The sequence below is a fragment of the Pseudomonas sp. UBA6276 genome (genome assembly GCF_002438365.1).
Classification (GTDB): Bacteria; Pseudomonadota; Gammaproteobacteria; order Pseudomonadales; family Pseudomonadaceae; genus Aquipseudomonas; species Aquipseudomonas coleopterorum.
Window position 1 is genome coordinate 36,482 of the sequence record NZ_DJUS01000062.1, and the last position, 18,215, is coordinate 54,696.

Sequence of the window (18,215 nt, forward strand, 5' to 3'; positions counted from 1 at the left end):
CGCTTCACGGGAGAGGTCAGCATGCCCCACACCGACTCATCGACCCGCCGCCTGCCACGCTGCAGCACTCAAGGCACGCAGACGCTGGATCGCTCCTTCGACATTCTCCAGGCGATCGCGGCGCGCGGCGCGCAGGGCGCGACCATCGAAGCGCTCAGCGCCGACACCCAGCTCAGCCGCGCCACCCTGTACCGCCTGCTCAAGGCCATGAAATCCTACGGCTTCGTGCGCCTGCCGCGGCTGCGGGGCCCCTACTTTCTGGGTTACCAATTGCTCAGCCTCGGTGCCCAGGCCGGCAACACCGGCGGCGTGCGCGAGTTGGCCCGTCCGGCCTTGCTGCGCCTGTGCGAGACCTTTCAGGACAGCTTCTTTCTGTTCGTTCAGGACGGCTACTACGCGCTGTGCCTGGAGCTGCACGAAGGCGCCAATCCCACCCAGAGTTTTGCCCACTGCGTGGGCGCGCGCGTACTGAGCGGCGTTGGCCAGGGCTCGCTGGCGCTGCTCAGCCACCTGCCCACTGCGGCCCGTGCGCAGATTCTGGAACACAACGCGCCGCGCCTGCTGCGCGAATACGCCATCAGCGACAGCGCCCTGCGTTCCACCTTCAAGCAGGTGCGCCAGCAAGGTTTCGCCTGCGGCCTGGCCGATCGCGTGCTGCCGCTGCACACCGGCGTGGCGGTGCCGATCCTCGACGCCAGCGCCGCCCCGGTGGGGGCGCTGAGCTGCGCCTTGCCCAGCGTGCGCATGACCCCGCTTTACCAGCAGCGATTGGTGCAGGCCATGCGCAAGGAAGCCGACAGCATCGCGCAACGGCTGGGACCCTGAATGAACGCGCCTCATCGGGCGAACCGGGCGAAACGAAACGGCGCAGGATCGACCAGGGGTTGCTCGCCGGTGATCAGGTCGGCCATCAGGTGGCCGGCGCCTGGTCCGATGCCGAAACCATGCCCGGAGAAGCCGGTGGCCAGATAGAAACCCGGCAGGCTCTGCACTTGATCCATCACCGGGACGATGTCGGGTGTGACATCGATCAGCCCCGCCCAGCGCTGCTCGATCCGCGCCTGGGCAAAGATCGGGAACTGCTCGGCGAGCATGCTCAGGGCCTTGTCGAGGTAGGCGTCCACCGGCTTGGGATCGTACAAACGCTGTGTCTCGAACGGTGAAGCCTGGGCATTGCTCCAGCGTTTGGGGGTGTTGAGTTCCTGCCAGCTCTGGCGGGTCACGCGCAGGCGGTATTCGTGGTGATGCGCCCTGACCATGGGCAGAAAGTCGGGCAGGTAGCGAAAGCTGTCCGGCACCAGCGCCGCCACGTTGGCGTTGCGCAGGGCCACGGTGTAGCCGCCGTCGGCACGCTTTCTGAACGAGACCTTCTCGGTGGCCACGGCGCACTCCGGCCCGCCCGGCAGCGGTCCGGTGCGCATCACCGAACCGAGCACGCGCAGCTGCGGCAGGCGGATGCCCAGGTTGCCGCAGAACAGGCTCGACCAGGCGCCCGCCGCCAGCACGACGCTGGTGCATTTGATTTCGCCCAGTTCGGTGACCACCGAGCTGACCTTTCCCGCAGTGGTTTCGACACTGCGCGCGGCACAGCGCACGAACAGCCTGGCGCCGCGTGCGCGAGCCCCTTCGGCGATGGCCGCCGTGGCGATGTCCGGCTCGGCGCGACCGTCGCTTTCGGTGAACAGCGCACCGGTCCAGGAGGCCGGCACCTTGGCTTGCAGGCGCGCCTGAATCTGGACGGTGTCGAGCAGCCGCGCCTCGATGCCCAGCGGTTTGGCCTGATCCAGCCAGCTGACCTTGGCTGCCAGCTCGGCTGCCGATTCGCAGGCATAGAGAATGCCGGAGCGGGTGAAGCCTGTCTCGTGGCGCAGCTTGCTGGCCCAGCCGTCCCACAGTTTCAGACTGGCGATGGCCAATGGCACTTCGGCGACGTCACGGCCCATGGTCCGCACCCAACCCCAATTGCGCGACGACTGTTCGTGGGCGATGCCGCTCTTTTCCACCAGCACCACCGACACGCCCCGCTCGGCCAGGAAGAAGGCCGTGCACACGCCGATGATGCCGCCGCCGATGATGACCACATCGGCGCTGTCGGGCAGAGAAGTGTCGCTGTCGACGTGGGAAATGAGCGGGTACATGGGAACGCCTGCCAATGTCGGTGCCCCTACATCTACCCCTTGGAACGGCGAGCGGCAAGTCTTGGGGACGTGGCGCGCTCATGCTCTCACATGCTGAGACAAAGCCCGGCGCAATGGAAAATTATCCGGATTTTTTTCAGTCATCTTTTGCAACACCTTAGCCACCATGAGACGTGGCCTGCGGCCATTACCACCGGGCACGTTGTCGCAGGCAACGCCCGCTCAGGCGGTTGCGCTGAATCGTTTCAGATGCGATAACAAATAAGCAAACGGCGCGAAAATCTCAAATAAAGCAGATTACAGGGCCCATGCACGCCGTACGCCGGCGATCCTGCTGTGCCCCTCCTGACCCGCCGATTTGTGCCACCGCTGCGTGGCGATTTGCTCTTCACCGAGCCTGCCTTCCAACCTCATCGAGGCCATTCATTCGGCGCGCCCAAGCGCCGTGCTGCAAAAAAGGAACGGACCATTGAGCAATCAATCCACTCCGAACACCCCCCTGTCTCGCCTGTGCGACAAGATCGGCATCCCCTACCCCATGTTCTGGGGCTTCGTCGGCCTGCTGATCTTCATGATCGGCGACGGCGTCGAGCTTGGTTACCTCTCCCCGTTTCTCAGTGACCGCGGCATGCCCGAGAGCGAAATCGCCATGGTGTTCACGCTGTATGGCGTCACCGTCGGCATCTCCTCCTGGCTGGCCGGCGCACTGTCGAACATCTGGGGGCCGAAACGGGTGATGATGCTGGGCCTGTTGATCTGGAGCGTGTTCGAAGTTCTGTTCCTGATCTATGGCCTGGAAACCCTGAGCTACAAGATGATCCTGCTGACCTACGGTCTGCGCGGCTTCGGCTATCCGCTGTTCGCCTACGGGTTTCTGGTGTGGATCGCCGCCGCGACACCGTCGCGCAAGATGGGTCTGGCCGTCGGCTGGTTCTGGGTGGCTTATGCAGCAGGTCTGCCGACCCTGGGTTCGCTGGTGGCGAGCATGAGCATTCCGCTGATCGGCGCGTTGCAGACTTTCTGGCTGTCGTTCGCGCTGGTGGTCATCGGTGGTTTGATCGGCCTGATCGGCATGCGTGAAGCCCACGGCATGCGCCGCCTGGCGCCCGAAGGCGAGAAGCCGCTGGTGTCGATGGCCAAGAACGTCACCATCATGTGGTCGCACCCCAAGGTGACCCTGGCCGGTGTGGTGCGCATCATCAACACCTCGTCGATGTTCGGTTTTCTGGTGGTGCTGCCGGGGTTCTTCATGGACACGGTGGGGTTCACCCTTGAACAGTGGCTGCAACTGCTGACCATCGTCTTCGTGTTCAACATCATCGGCAACATGGGTTCCAGCGTCATCAGCACGCGGATCGGCTACCGCAATACCATCCTCTGGCTGGGCGCCATCGGTAGCACGATCACCACGCCGCTGTTCTTCTTCATGCCGCAGGCCTTTCCCGACAACTTCCTGCTGGCCTCGGTGTTCGGCGCGCTGTATGGCCTGACCCTGGCGTGCTTCGTGCCGCTGTCGGCACTGGCGCCGGCCCTGGCGCCGCACAACAAGGCCGCCGCGCTGTCGGTGCTGAGCCTGGGCGCAGGTGCATCCACCTGGGTAGGCCCTGCGGTGGTGGCGATCTTCAATGAAAGCTTCGGCCTGGAAGGCGTGGTCTGGGCCTTTACTGGCCTGTACGCATTGAGTGCGGTATTGACGGTGTTCCTGAAAGATCCCGAGCCGGTGCACGAGCCGTTGTTCAGCAAGACCAAGCGCCGGATCAAAGTCCGTGCGCCGCGTCTGGACTATCGCTGGGCGCATGCCACTAAGGATTGATCGTTCCGGTCAGGGCCGTTCGTAGACGGTCACCCGATTGCGGCCAGCGCGCTTGGAGGCATACAGCGCCTGGTCGGCCCATTCGATCAGTTGCTGGTGTTCGGTGCTGGGGTAGCCGAGGTCGGCTACGCCCAGGCTGATGGTGAAGCGGATCGGGCCGCTTTCGTGCTCGACCACTTCAGCCTCGACGGCCTGGCGCAACCGCTCGGCCAATATGGCGCCACCGGCCTTGTCGGTGTCCGGCAGCAGCACGGCGAACTCCTCGCCGCCGTAGCGTCCGGCAATGTCGGCGTCACGAACCAGCCCGCGCAGCACCTGCGCTACGCGCTGGATGACCTGGTCGCCCACCTGATGGCCATAGGTGTCGTTGACCCGTTTGAAGTGGTCGATGTCGAACATGATCAACGAGGTGGCGTGGCCATAGCGGCCATGTCGGACGTACTCGACCTTCAGCGCTTCTTCCCAGTGGCCACGGTTGCACAACCCGGTCAGGCGATCGGTGCTCGACAGCTTCTGCAGTTCCAGGTTGGAGGCCTGCAGTTGTCGCCGGTTGATGGCCACGTCGGTGACATCGTAGATCACCACGCAGATGTGTTTGACCTCACCATGGGTGGAGCGCAGTGGCAGGATGGTGGTGTTCTGATACATGAACGCCTCCTGCCCGGTGATCGGCTGGTAGTTCTTGAAGCGCAGCAGGTACGGACGCTGTTCCCAGATGGTGAAGGCCGGGGTGCCGAGGGTGACCACGCTGCTGACCTTCTTGCGGAACCACTCGCAATCGATCTCCGGGAACAAGCTGAAGAAACAGTGCCCGATGGCGTCCTTGGGCTGCACGCCGGAGCGGTTTTCCATGAAGGTGTTCCAGACCTGCACCTGGTAATCGCTGTCGAGCACCACCACGCCTACGTCGATGCTCTGGGTAATCGCCAGCAGCCAGTGAAATTCGTCGAGTTCGATAGGTCGGCTCATGGTTCAGTTCATCAGGTAGTCGAGCTTGTCGCGCAGCAACGGTACCGAGTCCTCGGTGAACAGCAGCAACAGGTCGAAGTGAATGCAGTGGCCTTCCAGGGCGTAGCTGATTTCCACGGTGAGAGTCTTTTTCCAGCGGTGCTTGCCGACGGCGATCAAATCGTCGATCGCGGCATGATTGCCAAGGATGTGCGGGTGGCTCTGAGAGAACATGACGTCCAGCTGCTGGGCCAGGCCGCTGAGGCAGGCGCCGATGATGACCGATGACAGATCCAGCAGCATCTCGAGGTCGGAGTAGTCGAGCGCGCTGCGATTCATCAAGCGAGCCAGGTCGGCGATGTCGCAATCGTGAAAGATCAGCATCGCTTCGCCGGCAATGCCGCCGCCGATGAACCCCTGACAGATGGCGGTGATCGGTTGCTCACTCTGCACGTCCGCCAGCACCATGTGCAGCTCGCTAGCTTCGAGCAGGTTGACGTTGGGTACGGGCAGGTGGATGAACACGCCGAGCACCTTGGCCAGCATGGCGGCGGCCTGGCCCATGGCAACGTTGATGGCTTCGCGCAGGGCGTCGATGAAGCCGATGTGCAGCGTGCTGTCGCTGCTGCGACGCAGGGCTGTGCCAGTGGTTTTTTCCAGCAGACCAGCCTTGAGCAGCACCCGGCGCAGTTCTTCGGGTTCGGCCGGTTTCTTGATGAAGGCCAGCGCGCCCAACTCGCGGACCCGGCGCAGGGCCTGATCCTGGACGTCACCCGAGACGACGATGACCTTGCACGGCAGGTTTTGCTCGCGCAGCGCGGCCAGGACCTGGTAGCCGTCCATGTCGGGCATGGTCAGGTCCAGCAACATCACATCGCCTTTCCCCTCACGCACGGCCTCGAGCGCCTGGCGGCCGTTCACCGCCTGGGTCACAGTGGTGTCCCAATCCGCCGGCAAGGCGCGCAGCAGCTGCTTGCGAGCCATGTTCGAGTCGTCGCAGATCAACAGGGGAATGGGCAACATGTCCTCTCGTTCTCTCCATGGGGCGACGCGCATGATCGCCATTGATGCACCATTGCCCACCTTACCTCTAAGGCCCTGTTCGCCGCTACCTTGCGTGCTGGCTATTTGCTTTCATTCGGCGCGAATGCCGATGTGGGTTACCACGTTCAGCCAGATTCACCGCATCCACCGCCGACGCGGGGTTGCAGATCGATCACGCCAGGCCTCTGTAGCAGCGGTGCAAGCCGCGTCCGGGCGCACCGCGGTCTGCCTGATCCACCGCGCCAACCGCCGACGCGGCTCGCGCCGCTGCTACAGGGGCCACAACCGCTCGCGACGGGCTTTTGTAGCAGCGGTGCAAGCCGCGTCCGGGCACACCACGGTCTGCCTGATTCACCACATCGGCGGCTGAGGCGGCTACAGTGGGTGATTCGGGGGGCAACTTGCCCGGTATATGACCAAGTTGTATGATGTCTGTTAACAACCCGCCCACAGGACACGGAGACAACAATGCCTAACATCCTCGGTCACAACTTCATCGGCGGCAACCGCAGCGCCAGTGGCGAGCCCAAACTCAAGAGTGTCGACGCCACCACCGGCGAGGCGCTTCCTTATGCCTTCTACCAAGCCACCGATGCCGAAGTCGACGCCGCCTGCCAGGCCGCCGACAACGCTTTCCTGGAATATCGCCAGCTGAGCCCTGCTCGCCGCGCTGAATTCCTGGACGCTATCGCTGACGAACTCGATGCCCTGGGCGATGACTTCGTGGCCATCGTCTGCCAGGAAACCGCCCTGCCTGCCGGCCGCATCCAAGGCGAGCGCGGTCGCACCAGCGGCCAGATGCGCCTGTTCGCCAAGGTCCTGCGCCGCGGCGACTTCCTCGGTGCCCGCATCGACCTCGCCCTGCCGGACCGCAAGCCGCTGCCGCGGGTCGACCTGCGCCAGTACCGCATCGGCGTCGGCCCAGTGGCCGTGTTTGGCGCCAGCAACTTCCCGCTCGCATTCTCCACCGCCGGTGGCGACACCGCCGCAGCCCTGGCTTCGGGCTGCCCAGTGGTGTTCAAGGCCCACAGCGGTCACATGGCGACAGCCGATCTGGTGGGCACCGCCATCATCCGCGCAGCGGAAAAAACCGGCATGCCCAAGGGCGTGTTCAACATGATCTTCGGTGCCGGCGTCGGTGAGCCGCTGGTCAAGCACCCGGCGATTCAGGCAGTCGGCTTCACCGGCTCGCTGAACGGCGGCAACGCGCTGTGCAAGATGGCCGCCGAGCGCGCCCAGCCGATCCCGGTGTTCGCTGAAATGTCCAGCATCAACCCGGTCGTGCTGCTGCCGGACGCCCTGGCCACCCGTGGCGAAACCGTGGCCAAGGAACTGGCGGCTTCCGTGGTGATGGGCGGTGGGCAGTTCTGCACCAACCCAGGCCTGGTGATCGGCGTTCGCTCGCCGGCCTTCAGTGCCTTCCTTGAGCACCTGCAAGCGCAGATGGCAGCCCAGGCGCCACAAACCATGCTCAACGCCGGTGGCCTGCGCAGCTACAGCAAGGGCGTCGAACACCTGCTGTCGCACCAGGGCGTCACGCATTTGGCCGGCAACCCGCAGGAAGGCCAACAGGCTCAGGCGCAACTGTTCAAGGCCGACGTGAGCCTGCTGCTCAATGGCGACGAACTGCTTCAGGAAGAAGTGTTCGGCCCGGCCACCGTGGTGATCGAAGTCGCCGACGATGCCGAGCTCAAGACTGCCCTGCAATCGCTGCGTGGACAGCTGACCGCCACGCTGATCGGCGAAACTGGTACGGACCTGGTCAAGTACCAGTGGCTGGTGCCGGTGCTGGAGCAGAAAGTCGGTCGCATTCTGGTCAATGGCTACCCGACCGGCGTGGAAGTGTCCGATGCCATGGTCCACGGCGGCCCTTACCCAGCCACCTCCGATGCCCGCGGCACGTCGGTCGGCACCTTGGCGATCGACCGCTTCCTGCGTCCGGTCTGCTACCAGAACTACCCGGACGCGCTGCTGCCCGAAGCACTGCGCAATGCCAACCCGCTGGGCCTGCAGCGCCTGGTCAATGGCGAGTGGAGTTCACAGCCGATCGCATGACGCATCGGTGGTGACAATGAACGGCGCGATCTTGATCGCGCCGTTTTTTTTGCGTCACCGTTCTCACTTTTTGTTTCAGCTCTGCCGCCCGTGGCCGATATGGGGAAATCACCGAGACCTTTTCATGGCGACCGCCATAAGCACAACTATGGTCGTCCAGGTCTGACCCTTTACTGTCAGGAGCACATTTTATGAACGGCTGGTTCGGCAATATCAGCGTTACCCGAAAACTTGCATTGGGCTTCGGCCTGGTGCTGGTATTGACCGCGCTGTTGGCGCTGACCGGATGGACCAGCTTGAGCAGCCTGATCCAGCGCAGCAACTGGATGAGCGATATTTCCGAGCTCAACAACAGCCTGACCAAGCTGCGCATCGTGCGGCTGCAATACATGCTGGCCAACGGCGACGACGCTTCGGCGCAAACCGTTCAAACCCAGCTCGACGCTTTCAAGGCTCAGCAGCAGAAGCTGATCGAAGGGTTCAAGAGCCCGGAAAACCTGCAGCGGCTCAAAGCCCAGGCGGAACAGATCGAGGCGTACCAGAAGTCGCTCAACCAGATGCGCGACGGCTACAAGACGAGCAACGTGGCGCGGCAGAACATGACTGACACGGCAGCGGCCGCCACTGCACTGGTCGCTCAGATCAACGACGCCGTACTCGCCGTGCCCGACATCGAGCTGCGCTTCGAAGAATTGCAGGCCAGCGCCCGGATTCGGGAATTGACCCAGCAGACGCGCTATGAAGTGCTTGCCTATGTCAGCAACGCCAACGAAAAATCCGAGCAGGCTGCATTCGCGCAGATGGACCGCGCCGCGGTCGAGCTGCAACAACTGTCCACTCGCCTGCCTACCGAGCAGGCCCGCATGCAGCAGCTCATTGCCGCACTGGTCAATTACCGCAATGCGGTGACCAGCTTCAAAGCATCGATTGCCACCATCACTACCGCACGCGCCGAGATGACCGTCGAAGGCTCGGAGATCGTCCGCCTCAGCGATGAGCTGTACAAGATCCAGATCCAGCGCCGCGATGCCGAAAGCGCCGAAGCGCGCAGCTATCAGATCGGCGCGGCACTGCTGGCATTGATCTTCGGCATCCTTGCCGCCTGGATCATCACCCGGCAGATCACCCGCCCTCTGCAGGAGACTCTGGACGTGGTCGAGCGCATTGCCAGTGGCGACCTCAGCCACGACTTGAAGGTGACGCGCAAGGACGAACTGGGTGTGCTGCAGCAAGGCATCCAGCGCATGGGCGCCACCCTGCGCGAACTGATCGGTGGCATCCGCGACAGCGTCACCCAGATCGCCAGCGCAGCCGAGGAGCTGTCTGCCGTCACCGAGCAGACCAGTGCCGGGGTCAACAATCAGAAGGTCGAGACCGATCAGGTCGCCACCGCCATGCACGAGATGACCGCGACCGTTCAGGAAGTGGCTCGCAACGCCGAGCAGGCCTCGGTGGCTGCGACCACGGCTGACGAGGAAGCGCGCGAGGGCGACAAGGTCGTCGGCGAAGCGATTGCGCAGATCGAAAAGCTGGCCGAGGAAGTCCGCCGTTCCACCGAAGCGATGAACGCGCTGCAGAAGGAAAGCGACAAGATCGGCAGCGTCATGGACGTGATCAAGGCCGTGGCCGAACAAACCAACCTGCTGGCCCTCAACGCGGCCATCGAAGCGGCCCGCGCCGGTGAAGCCGGTCGTGGCTTTGCGGTGGTCGCCGACGAGGTCCGCAACCTGTCCGAGCGCTCGACCACCTTCAACGAGCAGATCCGCAAGCTGGCCCACAGCTCCAAAGACGCCATCGCCAAGGTCCGCGAGACGGTCTCGCACATGGCCTCGCGCGATATGGACCGCTCCCGCGAAGCGCGCCATGAAGCAGCGCAGATGCTGGACAACGTGGCCCAGATCAACGCCTCGCTGGGTGATGGCATGCGCGAGATCTCCGAGTGCGGCCGTGCCATCGACAGCAGCGTCGCCGAAGCCGTGCGTGCCCTGGAGTTCGAAGACATCGCCACCCAGGCCCTGGGCGGCGTGCACACCCACCTGGACCGCCTGACCGCGATCAACCGCGAAGCGGTCGCCCTGCAGGAGCTGCTGCATCGCAGTGGCGGCGTGTTCGACGAGGAAGTCGTGACCGCCCTGCAGCGCACCGGCACCCGCCTGCGCGACATGCGCACCGAGTGGGAGCGCCCGCCGCACAAGGCCGTCGCCCAGCAGAGCATGGCCGCCGGCGCGGTCGAACTGTTCTGATCCAGATGTCCCGTGCCGAACCCGGCACACCCAACGGCCCCGGTTTCCCCGGGGCCGTTGCGCTTGCACGACCCGCCTTGGCTGCAGATGATTACCCGATGTTGAACGCGTCCGTGTTGTCCGTTGCATCCGTTGTCCCCGCCGAACTGGAGCCGTCGGTGCAGAGCGGTGACCCCGTTGCAGCGCCTGCCGCTGCGGCAGCGCCTATTGCCCCGCTGCAGGGCCGCGCCCTGATCGCACGGCTGGAGCAGTTGGCCCTGCAGGAACTTGCCCAGCTGGCCAAGCGTCCCTCGCCTGCCATCGCCACCCTGCCCTCCCCGGTCGAGCCCGCCCTCGCCGGCCTGGCGTGGGATCTTGGCCTGAGCGGTGATGATCTGGATGCGGCGGCGCGCTGAAGGCGATTCGCTGAGGTTCTCCCGCAGCCAACGCGTGGAGCACCCATCGCTCAGTGACGCTCGATGACTGTGACTGGTTGCACTGCGTAGGCGAATTGCGACGCGGCGCATCGACACCGATATCGCTGTCGATCACCATCAGGCCCCTGTTTGCCTGGTAAGACGTAATGGCGGGGTCTACCTGCCGGCGCTCTGCTGCATGGAGGATGCTAGGTTCCGGGCCTGCCAGTACACTCGCGCGAAATGATTCCGGAAAACACCCCGGCGCCGATCGCCGCAAAGCCGAAGGCGAACAGATACTTGAAGGGCACCAGGAAGGTGATCGCTGTCTTGACTCCGCCTGGAATCGAAGAGATGGCCAGCAGATAGCTGCGGCGCTCATAGACGCCCTCCAGGCCGGTGTAGACCAGCGAGGAGCAAACGATTAGGAGTACCGCGGCGGTCGCTTTGAAACGGTCGCTATGGCGGCCACGCCGTCGATACATCAGAACCAGCATCGCGATGTTGCTGATGAACGAGAAGATGCCGAGGTAGATCAATTCATCCAGAACAAGAAAGGCCACGGGCGGCAGACGTCGAGCAATTTCAACCCATATGCCGCATCCGATCAGCGATACCGTCCACGCCCACTGGACAATCGCGAGCTCCCGCCGATTACTGGATTGAGTGAGCCACTCATCCAGTCCGTTCCAGAGGCGCCGTGGCAGTGCCGGCTCAGGCGGCGCGGCGTCGCTCAAACGGCATGCACCACGGCCGGCGGCTCACCAGCACGTAACGATGCGCCACCCAGCTTCAACCACTGCGCCAGGTCACGCGGCGCCAGCGGGCGTGAGTACAGGTAGCCCTGGATCTCATCGCAGCCCTGGCGGCGCAGCATCGCCTCCTCCTGCTCGGTCTCCACGCCTTCGGCGACGACCTTCATGCCCAGCGCGTGGCCCAGGTGCACGATCGCCTGGGTGACCTCAGCGGTGCCGGCATCGTGCAGCATGCCCTGCACGAAGCTGCGGTCGATCTTCAGGCGGCCGACCGGGAAACGGTTGAGGTAGTGCAGGTTGGAGAAGCCGGTACCGAAATCGTCGACGGCCAACGGCACGCCGTGGCGCTCCAGTACATCGAAGCAATGGCGCAGCACATCGGTGTCACGGATCAGGGCGGACTCGGTCAGCTCCAGTTCCAGGCGCTGCGGCGGCCAGCCGTGGGCGTGGCAGATATCGATCACGCGCTCGGCAAAGCCGCGGTCGCGCAGCTGCACGGCCGAGACGTTCACCGCCACGCGGTCGAACTGCAGGCCGGCCGCGTCCCACGCGGCGGCCTGGCGGCAGGCCTCGGCCAGCACCCAGTCGCCGATGCGGACGATCTCGCCGCACTTCTCGGCAATTGGAATGAACTCGGCCGGGCTGCAGTAGCCGATGCCGGGCCGATGCCAGCGCAGCAAGGCCTCGATGGCTGGCGGCTGGTCGTTCTCGGCATGCAGCAGCGGCTGGTAGGCCAGGGTGAATTCTTCGCGCTCGATCGCGCCGAGCAGTGCGTGCTCGATCTCCAGCTTGCGCTGGATCTTGGCCAGGGCGTCCTGGCTGTAATACTGGTAGGTGTTGCGCCCGGCTTCCTTGGCCGCGTACATGGCGGCATCGGCGGCGCGCAGCAGCGATTCGAAATCCTGGCGGCTGTCGTCGAGCATGGCAATGCCGACGCTGGCGCCGACCTTCAGCGTGCTCTCGCCGCGGTGCAGCGGCTCGGCCAGCGAAGCAATCAGCTTGCGCGCGACGTGGCCGGCGTCTTGCGGCGCGGCCAGGTCGCGCAGCACCACGATGAACTCGTCGCCGCTGAAGCGGCCGAACAGGTCGTTGTTGCGCAGACTCTGGTGCAGGCGCGAAGCGGCCGCCTTGAGCAGCGCATCGCCGGTGGCGTGACCGAAGGTGTCGTTGATGGTCTTGAAGCCATCCAGATCGATGAACAACATCGCCAGCGGGCTGCCGCGATCACGGGCCACCTCGATGGCGTCGGCGGTCTGCTCGCGCAGCAACATGCGGTTCGGCAGACCGGTAAGCAGGTCGTAATGGGCCAGCAGCTCGATGCGCTCGTTGGCTTCGCGCTCGCGGGTGATGTCACGGAACAGCACCACGAAGCGGGTCGGCAGGCCGTCACGGCGGTCCAGTTCGATCAGCACCTGCACCCAGATGCGCAGGCCGGATTGCCGGTAGAAGCACAGGTCCAGCTGCTCGGGCAGCCCGCCTTCGGCGATCCGCAGCAGTGCGGCCTCGAAGGCGTCGCGGGAGTCCTGGGTGTACAGGCTCAGCGCCTGGTCCAGGCTGATCGGCTCTTTGCGCAGGCCGTGGATGCGGTAGCACTCCTCGGTCCACTGCATGTGGCGGGTGCCCACCTCGATCTCGCAGCCGCCGATACGGCCCAGGGCCGAGACGCGGTTGAGCAGTTCGGTACGCCAGCGGATCAGCGCATCGGTCTGGTGTTGTTCGGTGATGTTCTGGACCTGCCCGAGCAGGCGCTGGATGCGGCCATCCGGCCCGATCAGCGGCTGCATCCACACCCGCAGATGAAGCGCGCCGCCGTTGTCACGGATCAGCTCCAGCTCCAGCGTGGTGGCCGCCCCGTCGCGCCACATCCGGCGCCAGGCGCCACGCAGTCGGCCGCGCGATTGCGGCTCCAGCTGACGCAGCCAATGACGCCGGCCATGCAGAGGGTCGTCGCCGGTCTCCAGCAGCGCCCGGAACTCCGGCGACCACCAGAACTCGCGCGCCTGCGGATCCCAGGACCAACTGCCCATGCTGGCAATACGCTGGGCTTCGCGCAGGTGCACCTGCTGCTCACGCAGCTGGGCTTCCATCTGCTTCTGGGCCTGGATGTCGGTATGGGTGCCGACCATGCGCAGTGGCTGGCCGTCGGCCGTGCGGGTCACTACGCGGCCACGGTCCAGCACCCAGCGCCACTCGCCATTGGGGTGGCGGGCACGGAACTGGGCGGTATAGGCCTCGCTCTCGCCGCGCAGATGCGCATCCATCGCTACGCGCACCGCCGGCTGATCGTCCGGGTGGACGTTCTCCAGCAGCGCGCTGACGCCCTCGGCATTCGTGTGCGAATCTTCCACGGGCTGGCCGTCCCAGCGCCGTGAGCGGCGCACGCTGTCGCTGGGCAGGTCCCAGTCCCACAGTCCGTGTCCGGCATGATCCAGCGCCACTTCCCAGCGGCTACCCGCGTAGGCGGCGACCGGTTCGGGCACGCTCAGGGTGAACGCCAGCAGGTGGCCATCCGGATCGTGCACGGCGCGCATCCAGCCATCGAAACGACCACCGGGCCCGCCGGGAAGCTGGCAGGGCACCAGGCCGCCATCCGCCGCGAGCAGACGCAGGTCTTCCAGTACCTCGCCGTATGCGGCAACCGTTGCCGGCAGGCCGTGCTCGCGCGCGGCCGGATTGGCGGCGATCGGACGACCGGCACGGTCGAGGATCACCAGCGCAGAGGCCAATGGGTGCTGCAGCAGACTCGCGATAATCCCTTGGTCCACGCCCTGTAACTCCGATAACGCACCCGACAACCGGGGAACGCAATCGTTAACGGCGGAGATTGCGGATTATTGAGTTCCCTCGCGTCCTGCATCCTCACCCGGGGCAGGTAAGATGGCACTCGCCTTGTCCGATTGGCCCCGCCCTGCCCCATGCCGACCCACCTGCCAGGCCCTTCCGAACCCGCTGCCGACACGCCCCTGGCCCGCGATCTGCGCCGCGACCGCTGGCGCGTGGTGGTCGCCTATCTGGTGCTGGCCCTGGTATGGATACTGTGCAGCGATGCCGCAGTCAAAGTGGTGGCCGGTGATCTGCAGACCGCCGCGCAGTGGCAGACGCTCAAGGGCACCTTCTTCGTGGTCGCCAGCGCGGCGCTGATCTATCTGCTGCTGCGCCCGCTGGCCCAACACGTACTGCATACCCACGCACGGCTGGAGAGTTCGGAGACCCGGCACCGGCAGATGTTCGAAGGCAATCCCGGCCCGATCCTGGTCTACGACCTGGAGTCGCTGGCGATCCTGGACGTCAACCCGGCCGCGGCGAGCTTCTTCGGCTTCAGCCGCGAGGCCTTCACCGCGATGCCGATCACCGCGTTGTGGCCGCCCGGACACGAGGCCATGCTCGAGGCCAAGCTGGATCACATCCGCGCCAACCCGGAACAGCTGTGCGTGATCACCGCCGACCTGCGCCTGAGTGACGGCAGCACCCGGCGCATGGAAATGCGCAGCAATTTCATCGATTACGGCGGCCGTCGCGCGCGCCTGCTGATCGCGATCGACCGTACCCGCGAAGACCAGGCCCTGTTGCGCCGCGACCAAGCGCTCGCCCGGGTCGAGGAAGCGCACGAGATGGCGCGTATCGGCGCGTGGGAGATCGATCCGGCCACCGGCCTGGGCCGCTACGCCAACCAGGTGTATCGCCTGCTTGGCCGGCGCGCGCCCGAAGCCCGGCGCTGGCACCGGTTCGACGAACTGCTGGTGCCGGCCGATCCGGCCACGGCCGCACTCAGCGAACAGCTGTTGCAGGAGATGAGCTCCGGCGAGCCCGTGCAGATCGATGTGCTGCTGCCGCTGCTGGCGATGGATGGGCGCGCGCTGATGGTGCACCTGCGCGCCGAGAGCGGCCAGGACGACGCCGGGCGCCCGCGCGTGCTGGGCACCCTGCAGGATGTCACCGAGCGCGAGCAGTCGCGGCGCCTGCTGCGTGAGCGCGAGGAGCAGTTCCGCGAGCTGGTGCGTGTGCTTCCGGACGGCGTGGTGATCCTGTCCGAGGAGCACGTGCTGTACGCCAACGCCTGCGCCGCGACCCAGTTCGGCTACGGCCACAACACCCTGCTCGGCGAGCCGCTGGCGGCGCTGGTGACCCCCGACGACCTGCCCCGCGTGCGTGCGCAGCTGTTTGCCCAGTTGCCCCTGCAGAGCGCTGGCGCAGGCGAAGTGATCGGCATGCGCCGCTTCAACGGCCAGGCCTTCCAGGCCGGCCTGGCGGTGGGCGATGTGCGCTACGGCGGGCGCAACTGCAAGCTCCTGATCGTGCGTGACCTCAGCGAGCCCGAACGCATCCGCGAGGCGCTGGAAACCAGCAACCGTGAGCTGCAGGCGATGGCCGGGCGGCTGTTCTCGCTGCAGGAAGACGAACGCCGCGCGATCTCTCGCGACCTGCACGACGACATCGGCCAGGCGATCACCGCGATGAAACTGTCCGCCTATGCCGCGCAGGACGAGCAGGATGCCGCCCGCCGCGATGAGGACCTGGCGCAGATCATCCAGTTGGCCGACGCGACCGTCGGCAAGCTGCGCGACATCTCTACCCTGCTGCGCCCGCCGCAACTGGACGCGCTGGGCCTGGAAGCGGCGCTGCGCTGGCAGGCGGGCGTGCTGTTTCGCTCGGCGGCGATCGAACTGCTGCCGGACATCCAGTCGCTGCCGCGGCGCCCGGCCGGCGACATCGAGCAGGCCTGCTTCCGCATCGCGCAGGAGAGCCTGACCAACGTGCTGCGCCATGCCCGCGCCAGCCAGGTCAACCTGCATCTGCGCGATGTGGACGACCACGGTCTGCACCTGCAGGTCCGCGACGATGGCGAAGGGTTCGACCCGGACGGCCCGCGCGGGCTGGGCCTGATCGTGATGCGCGAGCGCGCGCAGAGCGTGGGTGGCACATTACGCATCGAATCGGCGCACGGCGCCGGTACCCTGATCGACCTTTACCTGCCGTACCGCGCCACCGGCGCGACGGCTCACGACACCCTGGAACACTGAGCTCATGTGGAACCCTTCTCTGCCCCTGGTCAGCATCGAGGACGCCCCGCCCCGCCTGGGCGCTGGCAACCCCGAACTGCAGGCGATGGTGACCGAGGCCGCCTCCGGCGGCACGCCGCTGATGCTCATGCACGTGGATATCGACCACTTCGCCTCGGTCAACGAGAACATGAGCGCCGAGGTCGGCGACCAGGCCCTGGTGCTGGTCGCCCAGCGCCTGCAGCACCACCTGCGCGGCCGCGGCAAGCTGTGGCGCCACGGCAGCGATGAATTCCTGCTGGCGGTGCCACGCACTGCCGACATGCCGCTGCCCGAGGACCTGGCCGAGGAGATCCGCCAGCAGCTGGAACTGCCGCTGTCGGTGCTGCCGTACACGCTGTTCATGACCGGCAAACTGGGCGTGAGCCTGTGCCCGGAGCACGCCACCGGCGTCTCGCGCCTGCTCGACCACGCCGAGGATGCGCTGTACCAGGCCGCCCGCGAGGGTGGCAATGCGGTGCGCATCCACGCGGTGGATACGCCCTCCAGCGCCCACAGCGAGAGCATCATCGCGCGCCAGATTGTCGACGCGATCCCCAATGGCGAGCTCAAGCTGCGTTACCAGCCGCTGGTCAGCGCCCGCGATGGCCACGTGGTCGGCATGGAAGCGCTGCTGCGCTGGCAATCGCCCACGCTGGGCATGCTGGTGCCGGAGCGTTTCATGCGCACGGCCGAACGGCTGGGCATCATCGTGCAGATCGGCACTTGGGTGCTGGAAGGCGCGCTCAAGCAGGCCAAGCTGTGGCGCGACCAGGGCTTTGATGACTTCACCATCGCGGTGAACGTGTCCACCCTGCAGCTGCTGCGCCCGAACTTCTTCGCCGAGGTGATGTCGCTGATGCAGGCCGCCGGTGTGCCGGCGCAGATGCTGACGCTGGAGATCAACGAAAGCGCGCTGACCAACAACGTCAACTTTGTGCACGAAACCCTGGTCAACCTGCGCAACGAAGGCATCAGCCTGAGCCTGGACAACTTCGGCACCGGCGATTCCAGCCTCAGCGCGCTGGTCCGCTACCCGGTGGACAAGCTCAAGATCGACCGCAGCTTCATCAAGAGCGCGCCGGCCGGCAACCGCGAGGCGGCCATTGCCCGCGCGATCATCGCCATGGGCCACCAGCTGGGCATGACGGTGATTGCCAACGGGGTGGAGTCGCAGGCGCAACTGGGCTTCCTGCGCCGCAACGACTGCGATGTATTCCAGGGCTATCTGTTCGGTGAGCCGATGTCCGCCGATGCCGCGGGCATGACCCTGCGCCGCCGTTACCTGCGCCCGGAGGCCTTCGCCGAGACGCGCCCGGACCGCACGCTGCTGCTGCTGGACGACGAAGAGAACGTGCTGCGCTCGCTGGTGCGTCTGTTCCGCCGCGACGGGTACCGGATCCTGGCCGCGGGCAACGTGCGCGATGCCTTCGATCTGCTGGCCATCAACGACGTGCAGGTGATCCTGTCCGACCAGCGCATGAGCGACATGAGCGGCACCGAGTTCCTGGGCCGGGTCAAGATGCTCTACCCGGATACGATCCGCCTGGTACTGTCCGGCTACACCGACCTCAACACCGTGACCGACGCAATCAACCGCGGCGCGATCTATCGCTTCCTGACCAAGCCGTGGAACGATGACGAGCTGCGCAAGCACATCCACCAGGCGTTCCGCACGCATGAGGAACAGCGGCGTGCGAACACCGCACCCGCGCCGGCGCTGCCGACGGTGGACGAGGATTGAGAGCGCCAGAGATTTCGGTAGAGCCGACCGTCGGTCGGCTG

General features: G+C 65.6%; 12 protein-coding genes and 1 pseudogene. 8 read left to right on the forward strand and 5 right to left on the reverse strand.

Going from position 1 to position 18,215, the window contains the following annotated elements; genetic code table 11:
- Positions 1-21 precede the first annotated feature (21 nt).
- Positions 22-825, forward strand: a complete 804-nt coding sequence (locus tag B2V21_RS07505) for an IclR family transcriptional regulator (RefSeq protein WP_286916489.1) — start codon at positions 22-24, stop codon at positions 823-825.
- An 11-nt stretch (positions 826-836) separates the two neighbouring features.
- Here the strand turns inward: B2V21_RS07505 and B2V21_RS07510 are convergent, their stop codons facing one another.
- Positions 837-2,138 carry an NAD(P)/FAD-dependent oxidoreductase gene (locus B2V21_RS07510; protein WP_282348983.1) on the reverse strand — a complete coding sequence of 434 codons (1,302 nt, stop codon included), beginning with the start codon at positions 2,136-2,138 and terminating at the stop codon, positions 837-839.
- Between the two features lie 469 nt (positions 2,139-2,607).
- Here B2V21_RS07510 and B2V21_RS07515 point away from each other — a divergent pair, with 469 nt between their 5' ends.
- A complete protein-coding gene (locus tag B2V21_RS07515; protein WP_286916490.1) occupies positions 2,608-3,951 on the forward strand; it encodes an MFS transporter in 1,344 nt (447 codons plus the stop codon).
- Between the two features lie 9 nt (positions 3,952-3,960).
- Here B2V21_RS07515 and B2V21_RS07520 read toward each other — a convergent pair whose 3' ends face one another.
- Positions 3,961-4,920 (reverse strand): sensor domain-containing diguanylate cyclase, encoded by a 960-nt coding sequence (locus tag B2V21_RS07520; protein ID WP_090356120.1) that lies wholly within the window; start codon positions 4,918-4,920, stop codon positions 3,961-3,963.
- Positions 4,921-4,923: 3 nt separating this feature from the next.
- Entirely contained in the window at positions 4,924-5,922 is a 999-nt protein-coding gene (locus B2V21_RS07525) for a response regulator (RefSeq protein WP_286916491.1), read from the reverse strand.
- 489 nt (positions 5,923-6,411) lie between these two features.
- Here B2V21_RS07525 and B2V21_RS07530 point away from each other — a divergent pair, with 489 nt between their 5' ends.
- The 4 genes and pseudogenes from B2V21_RS07530 (at position 6,412) to B2V21_RS07540 (ending at position 10,636) form a co-directional block, all read left to right on the forward strand.
- Positions 6,412-7,998: an aldehyde dehydrogenase (NADP(+)) gene (locus B2V21_RS07530; RefSeq protein ID WP_056845180.1), complete on the forward strand. Its 1,587-nt coding sequence runs from the start codon at positions 6,412-6,414 to the stop codon at positions 7,996-7,998.
- A 326-nt stretch (positions 7,999-8,324) separates the two neighbouring features.
- Positions 8,325-9,203: pseudogene (locus tag B2V21_RS21575) on the forward strand (methyl-accepting chemotaxis protein); the annotation flags it as partial.
- A 198-nt stretch (positions 9,204-9,401) separates the two neighbouring features.
- Entirely contained in the window at positions 9,402-10,241 is an 840-nt protein-coding gene (locus B2V21_RS21580) for a methyl-accepting chemotaxis protein (RefSeq protein ID WP_414708373.1), read from the forward strand.
- Positions 10,242-10,339: 98 nt separating this feature from the next.
- The gene (locus B2V21_RS07540; protein ID WP_286916493.1) at positions 10,340-10,636 is read left to right on the forward strand and encodes a hypothetical protein; all 297 of its coding nucleotides are present in this window, start codon (positions 10,340-10,342) and stop codon (positions 10,634-10,636) included.
- Between the two features lie 209 nt (positions 10,637-10,845).
- Here B2V21_RS07540 and B2V21_RS07545 read toward each other — a convergent pair whose 3' ends face one another.
- On the reverse strand, positions 10,846-11,373 hold the full coding sequence (locus B2V21_RS07545) for a hypothetical protein (protein WP_286916494.1): 528 nt from the start codon (positions 11,371-11,373) through the stop codon (positions 10,846-10,848).
- Complete coding sequence (locus B2V21_RS07550; RefSeq protein WP_286916495.1) at positions 11,370-14,156, reverse strand: bifunctional diguanylate cyclase/phosphodiesterase; 2,787 nt, start codon at positions 14,154-14,156, stop codon at positions 11,370-11,372. The genes B2V21_RS07545 and B2V21_RS07550 overlap by 4 nt, the downstream gene beginning before the upstream one ends.
- Positions 14,157-14,306: 150 nt before the next feature.
- Between B2V21_RS07550 and B2V21_RS07555 the strand changes: the two genes are divergently transcribed.
- Both B2V21_RS07555 and B2V21_RS07560 read left to right on the forward strand, forming a co-directional pair.
- Positions 14,307-16,412: a PAS domain-containing sensor histidine kinase gene (locus B2V21_RS07555; protein WP_088435087.1), complete on the forward strand. Its 2,106-nt coding sequence runs from the start codon at positions 14,307-14,309 to the stop codon at positions 16,410-16,412.
- Between the two features lie 4 nt (positions 16,413-16,416).
- Positions 16,417-18,174 (forward strand): EAL domain-containing protein, encoded by a 1,758-nt coding sequence (locus B2V21_RS07560; protein WP_088435086.1) that lies wholly within the window; start codon positions 16,417-16,419, stop codon positions 18,172-18,174.
- Positions 18,175-18,215: the final 41 nt, after the last annotated feature.

Coding starts and splice junctions, on each gene's coding strand:
- B2V21_RS07505 (WP_286916489.1), top strand. CDS start 22: ATGCCCCACACCGACTCATCGACCCGCCGCCTGCCACGCTGCAGCACT.
- B2V21_RS07510 (WP_282348983.1), bottom strand. CDS start 2,138: ATGTACCCGCTCATTTCCCACGTCGACAGCGACACTTCTCTGCCCGAC.
- B2V21_RS07520 (WP_090356120.1), bottom strand. CDS start 4,920: ATGAGCCGACCTATCGAACTCGACGAATTTCACTGGCTGCTGGCGATT.
- B2V21_RS07525 (WP_286916491.1), bottom strand. CDS start 5,922: ATGTTGCCCATTCCCCTGTTGATCTGCGACGACTCGAACATGGCTCGC.
- B2V21_RS07530 (WP_056845180.1), top strand. CDS start 6,412: ATGCCTAACATCCTCGGTCACAACTTCATCGGCGGCAACCGCAGCGCC.
- B2V21_RS21580 (WP_414708373.1), top strand. CDS start 9,402: ATGACCGCGACCGTTCAGGAAGTGGCTCGCAACGCCGAGCAGGCCTCG.
- B2V21_RS07540 (WP_286916493.1), top strand. CDS start 10,340: ATGTTGAACGCGTCCGTGTTGTCCGTTGCATCCGTTGTCCCCGCCGAA.
- B2V21_RS07555 (WP_088435087.1), top strand. CDS start 14,307: ATGCCGACCCACCTGCCAGGCCCTTCCGAACCCGCTGCCGACACGCCC.
- B2V21_RS07560 (WP_088435086.1), top strand. CDS start 16,417: ATGTGGAACCCTTCTCTGCCCCTGGTCAGCATCGAGGACGCCCCGCCC.